We start from the raw sequence: 12,258 nt of genomic DNA, 5'->3' as shown, positions 1-12,258 counted from the left end.
CGCGCCGCGCCGGCCTGCGGGCCTTCCCGCAGGAAAGCCGTTGCCGCCCGGCGTTCAGGCGGCTTCGCGCGCCCGTGCCCTTTCGCGGATCGCCTCGAAGCCGTCCGGCACCGGGTGCAGGTCCAGCCGCCGCCCCGCCTTCACGATCTGGCTGGGAATGTCGTGGCCGATCAGCCCGGGCAACCGGGCCGCCGCGGCGATCAGCTGTGAAAGATCCACGCCCGTGTCGTAGCCCATCCATTGCAGCGCGTGCGCGATCTCCTCGCTGCACACGTTGCCCGACGCACCCGGCGCATAGGGGCAGCCACCCAGGCCGCCGAGCGACGCATCGAAACGGTCCGCCCCCGCATCGATGGCGGCGAGCACGTTCGCCAACCCCATGCCGCGCGTGTTGTGAAAGTGCAGCGTGAAATCCACCCCCGGCCAGCGCGCCCGGGCGGCAGCGGTGAGATGCGCCACCTGGGTCGGATACGCCATGCCGGTCGTGTCGCACAGGGTGATGCCGCGCACGCCCAGGTCGGCGAAGCGCTCCACCCAGCCGAACACCTGCGCCTGCGCCACATCGCCTTCCATGGGGCAGCCGAACACGCACGACAGGGACACGTTCACCGCCACGCCCGCGGCCTGGGCGGTGGCCACCACCTGCGACAGCGCCGCGAACGATTGCGCGCGCGCCATGCGCAGGTTGGCCAGGTTGTGCGTCTCGCTGGCCGACATGACCAGGTTCAGCTCGTCGGTGAGCGCCTCGATGGCGCGCTCGGCGCCGCGCACGTTGGGCACCAGCGCGCTGTACACCGTGCCGGGGCGCCGCACGATCTCGCGCATCACGATCTCGGCATCGCGCAGCGCCGGTATCGCCGTGGGCGAGACGAACGCCGTCACCTCGATCTTCGACAGGCCCGCCGCCGACAGCGCATCGACCAGCGCGATCTTGTCTTCCGTGGGCACGAAGGCCTGCTCCATCTGCAGGCCGTCGCGCGTTCCCACTTCCTGCAGGTGGATGCGGCGGCCATTGCCGTTCCACACGCCGGCCCGGGCTTCGCGCGTTTCATCCGCCCCGTTCGACGGGTTCCGAGTCGCGGTCATTGGATCACCCCCTTGCTGCGCAGCAGCGCGATCTGTTCGGCGGTCAGTCCCGCCTCGGCCAGCACCGCATCGGTGTCGTCGCCCAGGTGCGGCGCACTGGAGCGGATCGTTCCCGGCGTGCCCGACAGCTTGGGCACGATGCCCGGCACCTCGACCACATAGCCGTCGCGCGTGGTCTGCGGCAGCAGCATGTCGCGGGCGCGGTAGTGCGGGTCTTCGGCGATGTCCTGCGCCGTGTACACCTTGCCGGCGGGCACGCGGGCAGCGCCCAGGCCCTCCAGCACCGCCTGCACGGTGCGCCCGGCCGTCCATTCGCCGATGGCCGCGTCGATCTCCGCCACCCGGGCCACCCGCCCGGCATTGCTCCCCAGGTCGGGCGCCGCCGCCAGGTCGGGCCGGCCGATGGCCTCCATCAGCCGCTTGAAGATGCTGTCGCCATTGCCTGCCACCAGCACCCAGCCATCGGTGCACGGATACGCGTTGGACGGCGCGATGCCCGGCAGCGCGCTGCCGGCTGCGTCGCGCACGGCACCGAAGGCGCTGTACTCGGGAATGAGGCTCTCCATCACGTTGAATACGGCTTCGTGCAGCGCCACGTCGATCACCTGGCCTTTGCCGCCGTTCACCTTGCGGTGGTAGAGCGCCGTCAGCACGCCCACGGTGCCGTGCAGCGCCGCCAGCGTGTCGCCGATGGAGACACCCACGCGCACCGGCACGCGGCCGGGCTCGCCCGTCAGGTGGCGCAGGCCACCCATCGCCTCGCCGATCATTCCGAAGCCCGGCAGGTCGCGGTAGGGGCCGGTCTGCCCGTAGCCCGAGATGCGCAGGATCACCAGCCCGGGGTTGAGCGCATGCAGCGCCTCGGGCGACATGCCCCAGTCCTCCAGCGTGCCGGGGCGAAAGTTCTCGATCAGCACATCGGCCTCGGCGATGAGCCGGCGTGCGATGTCCTGCCCTTCCGGCTGGCGCAGGTCCAGCGCCAGCGAACGCTTGTTGCGCGACTGCACCTGCCACCACACCGAGGTGCCTTCCTTGATCAGCCGCCAGTTGCGCAGCGGATCGCCCGCGCCGGGCGCCTCAATCTTCACCACATCGGCCCCGAACTCGCCCAGCGTCTTGCCGCAAAACGGCCCGGCGATCAACTGGCCCATCTCGATCACCCGCACCCCGGCCAGGGCGGCGGGGGCTGCTGTCGTATCCGTCGTCGTCATTCCTGTCGCGTCCCTTCGTTCGAATGGCGCGGATCATGCCGTGGCCCCCGCCCACCGCAAAACCCCGATGCGCGACGCCGCCATCGCAAACCGGCATGGCCGGCTGCCCGGCGGCAGTACCATCGGCGCCCATGAAGCTCGACCCGGTTTCCCTGCGCCTGTTCGTGGCGGTGATGGAAGAAAACGCCATCGCCCGCGCCGCGGCGCGCGAGCACATCGCCCCGTCGGCCGCCAGTCGGCGCCTGGCCGAGCTGGAGGGCACCCTGCAGGTGGAGCTTTTCAGCCGCAGCAACCGGGGTACCGAGCCCACCGACGCGGCCTATGCGCTGCTGAACATGGCGCGTGGCGTGCTCAACGAACTCGATGGCATCGCCCTGCAGATGCGCGACTTTCGCGCCGGGGTGCGGGGCCACGTGCGCGTGGTGGCCAACATCTCGGCCATCACCCAGTTCCTGCCGGCCGAGCTGCCGGCCTTCATGGCCGCGCACCCGCAGGTCCAGGTGCGGCTGCAGGAGCAGATCAGCAGCGCCATCGCCCATTCGGTGGCCGAGAACGCCGCGGACGTGGGCATCCTCAACCACGGCAGCTACGGCGAGCGCGTCGCCCTGCTGCCCTACCGCACCGACGAGCTGGTGCTGATCGCCCCCGCCGGCCATCCGCTGGCCCGGCGGCGCTCGGTGCGGCTGGCCGATGCGCTGCCGTTCGACTTCGTGGGCGTGCACCCGGGCAGCGCCATCAACAACCAGCTCACCCGCGCGGCGGCCGAAGCCGGCCTGCCGCTCAAGCTGCGCATCCAGGTGACCAGCTACGACGCGCTTTGCCTCATGGTGTCCGCGGGCCTGGGCGTGGGCGTGCTGCCCCGCGGCAGCGCCCAGCTGTACCGCGCGACCCTGGCCCTGCGGCCCATCACCCTGGCCGAGCCGTGGGCGCACCGGCAGCTGTCGCTGTGCGTGCGGTCCGGGGAGCCGCTGTCGCGCGTGGCGCAGCTGCTGGTGGAGCATCTGAGGGCGCCGGCCGGGGGCGGCGCATGAGCCCTGCGCACCCCATGGCCTCCCCCCTGCGCTGGGACCTGTTCTGCCAGGTCATCGACAACTACGGCGACATCGGCGTGTGCTGGCGCCTCGCAGCCGACCTGGCCGGGCGGGGCCACGCCGTGCGCCTGTGGACGGACGACGCCACCGCGCTGGGCTGGATGGCCCCTGCCGGCGCACCGGGCGTGCAGGTCCTGCCCTGGCCTGCGCAGGCCCCGCCCGACGGCGCGGGCGACGTGGTCATCGAGGCGTTCGGTTGCGAGATTGCTCCTGATTTCATAGCATCCATGGCATATTCCACTAGGGCATCAGGCCAAAAATGCCTTTGGATCAACCTGGAGTACCTCAGCGCCGAAAGCTATGTGGAGCGCAGCCACCGCCTGCCCTCCCTGCTGATGTCGGGCCCCGGCGCGGGCTGCACGCGCTGGTTCTTCTACCCCGGGTTCACCCGCCGCACGGGCGGGCTGTTGCGCGAACCGGGGTTGATGGACCGCCAGGCCGCCTTCGACCGCGCCGGCTGGCGTGCCCGCCATGGCGTGGCGGCCGGGGCCTTCGCCGTTTCGCTGTTTTGCTACGAGCCACCCGCCTTGCCTTCGCTGCTCGACCGGTTGCGGCAGCATGCCGGCGCCCATTTGCTCGTCACCCCCGGCCGCGCAACGGCAGCCGTCCAGGCGCTGGACAATCAGGACCGAATTGGCCTCCAGCGCAATCAAGACGCCGGCAGCCTGCTATCGATTTCATACCTCGCTCCCTGCCCCCAGCCGGCGTTCGACGAGATGCTGTGGGCCTGCGATTTCAACTGCGTGCGCGGCGAGGACTCACTGGTGCGCGCCCTGTGGGCCGGCCAGCCCTTCGTGTGGCACATCTATCCCCAGGACGACCAGGCCCACCACGCCAAGCTGCACGCGTTCCTGGACTGGCTCCAGGCGCCGCCTTCGCTGCGGCGTTTCCACGCGCTGTGGAACGGACTCGAACAGGACAGCCCCCTGCCCGCCCTGGACGCCGCCACGCTGCAGAAATGGCGCGCGACCGTGCAGGCAGCCCGCGCACGGCTGCTCGCGCAGGACGATCTGTTGACCCAACTGCTGGGGTTCGTTGCCGAAAAAAGCTAAAATCCACGGTTTTGCGCCAACCCAAGGCGGCACTTTCTGACGAAGTGACCGGCCGGCGCATCCCGCCGCGGAACATGCGCTGGCGCTCGGACCTTGCGCTGCACCTCTCAGGCAGCGCCCGCAGCGCCCCGGCGCGTAGAGCGGCTTCAACCCCAGCCCAGCAATCTGCTATGAAAATCGCTCAAGAAATCCGCGCCGGCAATGTGATCATGCACGGCAAGGACCCGATGGTCGTCCTGAAGACCGAATACGCACGCGGCGGCCGCGGCGCCGCCACGGTCCGCATGAAGCTCAAGAGCCTGATCGGCAACTTCGGCACCGAAAACGTGTTCAAGGCCGACGACAAGATCGACAACGTCATCCTGGACAAGAAGGAGTGCACCTACTCCTACTTCGCCGACCCGATGTACGTCTGCATGGACACCGAGTTCAACCAGTACGAAGTCGAAGCCGAGAACATGGGCGACGCACTGAACTACCTGGAAGACGGCATGACCGTCGAAGTGGTGTTCTACGACGGCAAGGCCATCTCGGTCGAACTGCCCACCAGCGTGGAACGCGAAGTCACCTGGACGGAACCCGCCGTCAAGGGCGACACGTCCGGCAAGGTGCTCAAGCCCGCCAAGATCGCCACCGGCTTCGAAGTGCCCGTGCCGCTGTTCGTGAGCCAGGGCGACAAGATCGAAATCGACACCCGCACGGGCGAATACCGCAAGCGCGTCTGATCGATCCGGATCGAACTTCGATCCCCAAAGGGCACCCGCTTCGGCCGGTGCCCTTTTTCATTTCCGGTGGGCCAGGCCATGTCATGTGTGCTCGATCAGCATGACCGCCGTCGTCTGGGGTTCGAGCGCTTCGAACACATGCGTTTCATCCGCCGAGTAGCTGGCATAGTCCCCCGGGCCGAGTTCCACCAGATGGCCGACCGGCCCCAGACGGGCGCGTCCACTGCACAGGACGACGTGCTCCACCGTGCCCGGCAAATGGCGCTCGGAAGTCCTAGGTGCGCCGGGCTGGACCGTCAGGCGATAGAGATCGCGCTGCACGCCGGCAGGGCACACCGCCAGCAGGGTCGCAGCGTAATTCGCCTGCTCCGAAGCCAGCGCCACCCCCTCATGGGCCCGGATGACCTGCACATGGGTTCTGGGCTGGGCGATCAATTGCGTCACCTGCACATCCAGCGCGGTGGCAAGCGCCCAGAGCGTTTCCAGGCTCGGATTGCCGACGCCCGCCTCCAGTTGGGAGAGCGTCGATTTGGCGATGGCCGCCCGTTTGGCGAGTTCGGACACGGACAGGCCGAGGCGCTCGCGCTCGCGGCGCACGGCCGCGGCCAACAGGCGGATGGGTGAAGGACTGGTGGTCAAGAGATGGTCATTTTATCTCGTCAAAAAGAACAATCGTTCGACTTGACGAACGAATGAAGCAAGTTCATCATACCGCTCGTTCGTTCTTTTTAAAGAACGAACCGCATCATTCCGACCCCTTGCCCAGGCGACTTGGCATGCACCACAGGCAACGATCCATGAATGCGAAAACGGCAGGCACGCTGGAGATGACCACCGCCATGGTCATCGCCGGCACGGTGGGCTGGCTGGTGCTGCAAACCGGAATGCCCGCCGCTTCGGTGGTCTTCTGGCGCTGCGCTTTCGGTGCCGCGGCGCTGCTGATGCTCTGTCTCCTTCGGGGCCAGCCGGCGCGATGGAACATCGGCCGCAGGCAAGCCGGCATGGCCGCACTCGGCGGCATCGCCCTGGCGGCCAGCTGGGGCCTGCTGTTTGCCGCCTACTCGCACGCATCCATCGCGATTGCCACGGTGACCTACCATACCCAGCCCTTCATGCTCGTGGCGCTGGGGGCGCTGTTCTTCGGAGAAAAGCGGACCGCGTCGCAAGCGGGTTGGCTGGGCATCGCGTTCGGCGGCCTCGTGCTCATCGTCGTCGGCGGTGGACAGTGGGGCGTGCCGCCCTCCGGCTACCTGGAAGGCGTCGGACTGGCACTGGCCGCCGCGTTCTTCTATGCCATGGCGGCCGCGATCACCAAAAGGCTGAGCGGCGTGCCGCCCCGCCTGATCGTCCTGATCCAGCTGATCGTCGGCACCCTGCTTTTGCTGCCGTTCGCCCAGGCCCCGACGGGCGAAGCGACGCTACCCACCTGGGGTTTGCTGCTGGCGATCGGGTTCATTCACACGGGCCTGATGTCCACGCTCCTGTACAGCGCCATCCAGAAGCTATCGACGTCGATGGTGGGCGTTCTGTCGTTCATCTATCCCATCGTGGCCATCGGGGTCGATGCGTGGGCCTTCGGCCATCGGCTGAGCCCCATGCAGGTCGGTGGGGCCGTCGCCATCCTCATGGCCGTGGCAGGGATGAACTTCGGATGGCCCATGGCTGCACGCCGCCCAGCGCCGCGATAGCCACGCGCACCAAGCGTGCGCTGCCGTGCTTCAGCCCATTTCAGGAGGATTCACGCAATCTTCAGAGCGCCGCAAGGGGAGTCTTTCCAGAATGGAGCCACCGGAAGACCGACAGGCGCACACCCCTTGCCAGCATCCAGGCCCGCCATGGCACAGGGGCTTCGGGTGGGCAATTGCAAGGCCTTCCGGTGACGATTGCCTTACATAACACCCAGGGAGCCCGCATGCATTCGATCCGCTTTTTTTCGTCCACCACCCCCTTGGCGCTGTCCGCCATGGCCGCGCTGCTCATGGCCCCGGGCCTCAGCCGCAATGCCCACGCCGTGGAATGCCGCGCCATCGCGACCGTGCAGCACAGCGCCGTCTCGGCTAACAACAACGCCGATGGCGGCCACCTCAACCAGCACGTCTTCGGCGCGACACCGCCCCAGGGCTCCAGCCAGCAGGACAAGACGCTGTTCTCCAGCGTGGGAGACTACAGCGCCTTCTGGAACAGCTACCAGGACCCGAAGAAATACAAAGGAAATGCCGTCAAGTGCTCCGGCACGCATGCACGACAAAAGGTGACGGTCTACAGCGTGCTGAAGCAAGACCTGATCGGCGGCTTCAACTGCACCGCGGCCAACGCCAACGGCGAATGCACCACCAAGACCAAATCGCAGTTCTCCAACGTTCAGCTCGACTTCGAAAGGGTCGGCAGCAAATGGATTCTGCTGACGGCCTATCCGACCAATTGAGCTGAACGCGGCGGTGGCCTGCGGTAGCCGCCTCTCTCAACCGAACACCGCTGCCACCAGCCAGAGATTCGCCAGCGAGATCACGGCAAACAGCCCCCAGGCCGCTAGCCGGAGGGTCCGTCCGGTGGCAAAGCGGCCCATCACCTCGGGGCTGCTGCTGAACCGGATCAGCGGCCACATCGCGAAGGGCAGTTGAAAGCTCAGCACCACCTGGCTGAGCACCAGCATCTTGCCCACACCCGCATCGCCCAGCCACCACACGCCCATGAAAGCCGGCACCAGCGCCAGCCCCCGCGTGATGAGGCGCCGCTGCCAGCAGGGAATCTTGAGATCCAGGAACCCTTCCATCACGATCTGTCCGGCGATGGTGCCCGTGAAGGTCGAGCTCTGGCCCGAGGCCAGCAGCGCGATGCCGAAGAGCGCGGCCGCGAGGGCGCTGCCCACCAGGGGTTCGATGAGGTGGTACGCGTCGGCGATGTCGGCCACGTCGCGGTGGCCGCTATGGTGGAAGGCACTGGCGGCCAGCACCATGATGGCCGCGTTCACCAGCAGCGCGAGCGACAGCGACACCACGGCATCCCAGGTGCAGAAACGAATGGCCTCGCGCCGCGCCGCATCGGTGTCGGCCACCAGCCGGGTCTGCACGATGGACGAATGCAGGTACAGGTTATGCGGCATGACCGTGGCGCCCACGATGCCGATGGCCAGGTACAGCGCCCCGGGCTGCTGCAGCCGCTCCAGACTGGGCACGAAGCCCATCGCCACCTGCGACCAGATCGGCTGCGAGAACGCCAGCTCCACCGCAAAGCATGCGGCGATGGTGGCCACCAGCGCCAGCACGATGGCCTCCACCCGCCGGAACCCCGCGCCCTGCAAGCCCAGCACCAGCACGGTGTCAAAGGCCGTGATGGCGATGCCCACCGGAATCGACACACCGAACAGCAGGTGCAGCGCCAGCGCGCTGCCCAGCACCTCGGCCAGGTCGCAGGCCACGATGGCCAGTTCCGCCCCCAGCCAGAGGCACCGGTTCACGGCAGGGGAATAGCGCTCGCGGCACAGTTGGGCCAGGTCCCGGCGCGCCACCAGCCCCAGGCGCACGCAAAGGGTCTGCAGCAGCATGGCGGCGAGGCTCGCCAGCAGCACGACGAAGAGCAGCCCGTAGCCGAAGCGCGAGCCGGCCTCGATGTCCGTCGCCCAATTGCCCGGGTCCATGTAGCCCACCGAGACCAGCAGGCCCGGCCCTGCGTAGCGCAGCAGCTTTTTGGAAAACGGGAGGCCGGGGTCCACTTGGACGCTGCCCTTGACTTCGGACGGGCAAAAAGGCGCGGTGGCGGTGCGCGGCAAGGGGAACATGGGCATGGGAAGTCGATGATACGTAGCCCGGCCCGGCAGCAGGCCCGCGACGGGATGGCGCCGCGCCTATTGCGCAGATAGACGGCGTGGGGTTGCCAGGGCGGCGCGCTCGGGCTATGCGGCGAGCGATCAATCGCCGCCATGGGCACGGCGCGGTGGGCGGTATCTGCCGTCAGACCTGCGCCCGCCTCGGCGACCCGCCCGCGCGGGCCCCGCGCCACCTCCGGTCAGATCGGCAGTGCGACCAGATCATGTCCCTGCGTGCCGACGATGCGGGCTCGGGTGAACTCGCCCACCTTCATCGTCTTGCTGATCTTCTCAGGCGGCAGCAGGTGCACCACGCCGTCGATCTCGGGCGCATCGGCATAGGTGCGGCCAGTGCCGCCCTTTCTGCCCAGCGCGGGGGCGGAGTCGACCAGCACCTGCATGGTGGCGCCCACGCGGCTGCGCAGCTTGGCGGCGGACACTTCCTCGGCCACGGCCATGAAGCGCGCGCGGCGCTCTTCGCGCAATTCCATCGGCAGCATGCCGGGCAGTTCATTGGCCACCGCGCCGTTCACGTCGCTGTAGGCAAAGCAGCCTGCACGATCGATCTGCGCCTCGCGCACGAAGTCCAGGAGGTGCTGGAACTCTTCTTCGGTCTCGCCCGGAAAGCCGGCGATGAAGGTGCTGCGAATGACGATTTCGGGACAGGTCTCGCGCCAGCGCTGGATGCGCTCCAGATTGCGCTCGCCGCTGGCGGGGCGCTTCATGCGCTTGAGCACGTCCGGGTGGCTGTGCTGGAACGGCACGTCCAGGTACGGCAGCACCTTGCCCGTGGCCATGAGGGGAATGACCTCATCCACGCTCGGGTAGGGGTACACGTAGTGCAGGCGCACCCAGGCGCCGTAGGGTTCGGCGATCTCGCCCAGGGTCTGCACCAGTTCCAGCATGCGGGTCTTGACGGGCTTGCCGTCCCAGAAACCCGTGCGGTACTTCACATCGACGCCGAACGCCGAGGTGTCCTGGCTGATGACCAGCAGTTCCTTCACGCCGCCTTCGAACAAAGCCTTGGCCTCGCTCAGCACATCGCCGATGGGACGCGAGACGAGGTCGCCGCGCATGGAGGGGATGATGCAGAAGGTGCAGCGGTGGTTGCAGCCTTCGCTGATCTTGAGGTATGCGTAGTGCTTGGGCGTGAGCTTGATGCCCGCCACGCCGAAGCTGCCCGGCACCAGGTCGATGAACGGGTCGTGCGGCTTGGGCAGGTTGAGGTGAACGGCATCCATCACCTCCTGCGTGGCATGGGGGCCGGTGACGGCCAGCACGCTGGGGTGCATTTGCCGCACCAGGTTCCCGCCACCGTCGCCGGACCGTGCACCCAGGCAGCCGGTGACGATGACCTTGCCGTTCTCGGCCAGCGCCTCGCCGATGGTGTCCAGGCTTTCCTTGACCGCATCGTCGATGAAGCCGCAGGTGTTGACGATGACGAGATCGGCACCTTCGAAAGTCTTGGAGGTCTGGTAGCCCTCGGCGCTCAGCTGCGTGAGGATCAGTTCGGAGTCGGTCAGAGCTTTGGGGCAGCCCAGTGATACCATACCTATACTCGGAACCTTGCGCTTCTGGGTCAAGTCGAGCGCAGCTTCGGTTGTCGTGGTCATAGTTCTTCTCTATCTAAAATATGTCTGGTCTCGTCTACAGCTACACCCGCTTCTCAGATCCACGCCAGGCCAGTGGCCACAGCGTTCAACGACAGACCGATTTCGCCGAAAAATGGGCGAAGGACAACGGACTTCGTCTGGATAGCGAGTTGACGATGCGTGACGAGGGTTTGAGCGCCTTCCACCAGAAGCACGTCACCAAGGGAGCCTTGGGAACCTTCTTGGCTGCCGTCGAGGCTGGGAAGGTACCCCCAGGATCCGTGCTCATCGTCGAGGCGCTCGATCGGCTGTCGCGCGCCAATCCGATGGACGCGCAGGCGCAGTTGACCTCTATTGTAAATGCGGGGCTCACCGTGGTCACCGCGTCGGATAAACAGGTGTATAGCCGCGAGTCGCTGAAGAAGGACTCCATCAAGCTCGTCATCAGCGTGCTCTACATGATCAAAGCGCACGAGGAGTCGGCTCACAAGAGCGAGCGGGTCGCTTCCGCCATCGTCGGTAAGTGCAAGGACTGGGAGCTAGGCAAGTTCCGCGGGAAGCTCCGGCAAGGAAAAGACCCCCAGTGGCTCCGGGAAACGCCCGACGGCTGGGAGCTCATTCCTGAGCGCGTCGACGCTTTGAGAAAGGCCGTCGCGCTCTACCTCGCAGGCCAATCGGGACAAGACATCGCGGCGAAGCTGGCTGCCGAAGGTGTCAGCCCGTTTAACGGCCTTCTGAGCAGCGCGCACTTCTACAAGGTCGTTAAGAACCCGAATCTCATCGGCGTCAAAACGGTGGTGGTCGAGACGGAGGATGTCCGGGGCGAATTTGCGCTCAAGGAGTATTACCCAGCTGTGCTATCCGCAACGGAATGGGATGACCTTCAAGCCGTCAACGGGCAAAGGGGCCGACGCGGTGCCAAATCAACTATTCCGCACATCATCACTGGCCTGGGCATCACGTACTGCGGCTACTGCGGATGCGCCATGTCTGGCCAGCATCTGTTCGGGAAAATCAAAAATCACGGAGACAAGCTCAAAGACGGGTACAGGCGTTTGCTCTGTGCAGCCAAGCAATACGGAAAGGCATGCCCTCACCCGGTTTCCCGTTCCGTTGCACCGGTTGAACGCGCAATCATGAACTACTGTTCAGACATCCTGAACCTCCGAGCCCTTTACGGCGGTGATCGATCTGCCCCGCTTCGCGAACAACTCAAAGCCCAACGCCAAAGAGCGGGGGAGATTGCAGAACAATCCGGCAACCTGATGAACGCAATCCTCTCGGCATCATCCGGCGTTGCTCCTTCGATGCTCGTGGAGAAGATGTCCGAACTCGAGACGGAAAAGCGTACCCTTGAGCGAGCCATGGCTCATACCGAGGCGCAAATCAGCGCTCTGGCTCGTAACGACGTCAATGGTGTTCAAGCGAAGTGGGCAGAGCTTGCCAAAGGTGTCCAGGAACTCGATTACGACGCCAGGCTTCAGGCAAAACAGCTGGTGGCAGACACGTTCGAGAGGATCGTCGTCTACTCGACTGGGGTTCGGCCTGACGACGAGAATCGGTTCACGGACGTCGTACTGCTTGCAAAGGGTGGCGCCTCTCGGATGCTGCGCGTGGACAAATCAGGTGTATGGCAAGCGCTCGAGGATGTTCAACAAGAGGTGATGGTGGCGTAGTGCCAGGCTGGCTTTACACA

The 12,258-nt window shown here is 66.4% G+C and carries 11 protein-coding genes; 6 read left to right on the top strand and 5 right to left on the bottom strand.

The window, feature by feature from the left end; all coding sequences use genetic code 11:
• Positions 1 to 54: 54 nt before the first annotated feature.
• Both M5C96_RS09060 and M5C96_RS09055 read right to left on the bottom strand, forming a co-directional pair.
• Positions 55 to 1,086 (bottom strand): hydroxymethylglutaryl-CoA lyase, encoded by a 1,032-nt coding sequence (locus M5C96_RS09060; protein WP_272568651.1) that lies wholly within the window; start codon positions 1,084 to 1,086, stop codon positions 55 to 57.
• Positions 1,083 to 2,297, bottom strand: a complete 1,215-nt coding sequence (locus M5C96_RS09055) for a CaiB/BaiF CoA transferase family protein (protein WP_272568649.1) — start codon at positions 2,295 to 2,297, stop codon at positions 1,083 to 1,085. The genes M5C96_RS09060 and M5C96_RS09055 overlap by 4 nt, the downstream gene beginning before the upstream one ends.
• 131 nt (positions 2,298 to 2,428) lie before the next feature.
• Here M5C96_RS09055 and M5C96_RS09050 point away from each other — a divergent pair, with 131 nt between their 5' ends.
• The 3 genes from M5C96_RS09050 (at position 2,429) to efp (ending at position 5,165) form a co-directional block, all read left to right on the top strand.
• Positions 2,429 to 3,328, top strand: a complete 900-nt coding sequence (locus M5C96_RS09050) for a LysR family transcriptional regulator (protein WP_272568647.1) — start codon at positions 2,429 to 2,431, stop codon at positions 3,326 to 3,328.
• Between the two features lie 14 nt (positions 3,329 to 3,342).
• Complete coding sequence (gene earP / locus M5C96_RS09045) at positions 3,343 to 4,440, top strand: elongation factor P maturation arginine rhamnosyltransferase EarP (RefSeq protein ID WP_272568645.1); 1,098 nt, start codon at positions 3,343 to 3,345, stop codon at positions 4,438 to 4,440.
• 170 nt (positions 4,441 to 4,610) lie between these two features.
• On the top strand, positions 4,611 to 5,165 hold the full coding sequence (efp, locus tag M5C96_RS09040) for an elongation factor P (protein WP_272552191.1): 555 nt from the start codon (positions 4,611 to 4,613) through the stop codon (positions 5,163 to 5,165).
• An 81-nt stretch (positions 5,166 to 5,246) separates the two neighbouring features.
• Here the strand turns inward: efp and M5C96_RS09035 are convergent, their stop codons facing one another.
• Complete coding sequence (locus M5C96_RS09035; RefSeq protein WP_272568643.1) at positions 5,247 to 5,804, bottom strand: helix-turn-helix domain-containing protein; 558 nt, start codon at positions 5,802 to 5,804, stop codon at positions 5,247 to 5,249.
• Between the two features lie 158 nt (positions 5,805 to 5,962).
• Here M5C96_RS09035 and M5C96_RS09030 point away from each other — a divergent pair, with 158 nt between their 5' ends.
• Positions 5,963 to 6,853 carry a DMT family transporter gene (locus M5C96_RS09030; protein WP_272568641.1) on the top strand — a complete coding sequence of 297 codons (891 nt, stop codon included), beginning with the start codon at positions 5,963 to 5,965 and terminating at the stop codon, positions 6,851 to 6,853.
• Between the two features lie 224 nt (positions 6,854 to 7,077).
• Positions 7,078 to 7,590: a hypothetical protein gene (locus M5C96_RS09025; RefSeq protein WP_272568639.1), complete on the top strand. Its 513-nt coding sequence runs from the start codon at positions 7,078 to 7,080 to the stop codon at positions 7,588 to 7,590.
• Positions 7,591 to 7,626: 36 nt separating this feature from the next.
• Here M5C96_RS09025 and M5C96_RS09020 read toward each other — a convergent pair whose 3' ends face one another.
• Both M5C96_RS09020 and rimO read right to left on the bottom strand, forming a co-directional pair.
• Complete coding sequence (locus tag M5C96_RS09020; RefSeq protein ID WP_272569664.1) at positions 7,627 to 8,943, bottom strand: Nramp family divalent metal transporter; 1,317 nt, start codon at positions 8,941 to 8,943, stop codon at positions 7,627 to 7,629.
• 227 nt (positions 8,944 to 9,170) lie between these two features.
• Positions 9,171 to 10,583, bottom strand: a complete 1,413-nt coding sequence (rimO, locus tag M5C96_RS09015; RefSeq protein ID WP_272568636.1) for a 30S ribosomal protein S12 methylthiotransferase RimO — start codon at positions 10,581 to 10,583, stop codon at positions 9,171 to 9,173.
• A gap of 20 nt (positions 10,584 to 10,603) precedes the next feature.
• Here rimO and M5C96_RS09010 point away from each other — a divergent pair, with 20 nt between their 5' ends.
• Positions 10,604 to 12,238, top strand: a complete 1,635-nt coding sequence (locus M5C96_RS09010; protein WP_272568634.1) for a recombinase family protein — start codon at positions 10,604 to 10,606, stop codon at positions 12,236 to 12,238.
• Positions 12,239 to 12,258: the final 20 nt, after the last annotated feature.

Source organism: Acidovorax sp. GBBC 1281 (genome assembly GCF_028473645.1).
Lineage (GTDB): Bacteria > Pseudomonadota > Gammaproteobacteria > Burkholderiales > Burkholderiaceae_C > Paracidovorax.
Note: the sequence above shows the minus strand (reverse complement) of the source record. Positions and strands in the feature narration are given on the sequence as shown.

Excerpts from the sequence above, each read along its gene's own strand:
- M5C96_RS09010 (WP_272568634.1), top strand. The coding sequence starts at position 10,604 with ATGTCTGGTCTCGTCTACAGCTACACCCGCTTCTCAGATCCACGCCAG.
- rimO (WP_272568636.1), bottom strand. The coding sequence starts at position 10,583 with ATGACCACGACAACCGAAGCTGCGCTCGACTTGACCCAGAAGCGCAAG.
- M5C96_RS09020 (WP_272569664.1), bottom strand. The coding sequence starts at position 8,943 with ATGTTCCCCTTGCCGCGCACCGCCACCGCGCCTTTTTGCCCGTCCGAA.
- M5C96_RS09055 (WP_272568649.1), bottom strand. The coding sequence starts at position 2,297 with ATGACGACGACGGATACGACAGCAGCCCCCGCCGCCCTGGCCGGGGTG.
- M5C96_RS09025 (WP_272568639.1), top strand. The coding sequence starts at position 7,078 with ATGCATTCGATCCGCTTTTTTTCGTCCACCACCCCCTTGGCGCTGTCC.
- M5C96_RS09060 (WP_272568651.1), bottom strand. The coding sequence starts at position 1,086 with ATGACCGCGACTCGGAACCCGTCGAACGGGGCGGATGAAACGCGCGAA.
- M5C96_RS09030 (WP_272568641.1), top strand. The coding sequence starts at position 5,963 with ATGAATGCGAAAACGGCAGGCACGCTGGAGATGACCACCGCCATGGTC.
- M5C96_RS09050 (WP_272568647.1), top strand. The coding sequence starts at position 2,429 with ATGAAGCTCGACCCGGTTTCCCTGCGCCTGTTCGTGGCGGTGATGGAA.
- efp (WP_272552191.1), top strand. The coding sequence starts at position 4,611 with ATGAAAATCGCTCAAGAAATCCGCGCCGGCAATGTGATCATGCACGGC.
- earP (WP_272568645.1), top strand. The coding sequence starts at position 3,343 with ATGGCCTCCCCCCTGCGCTGGGACCTGTTCTGCCAGGTCATCGACAAC.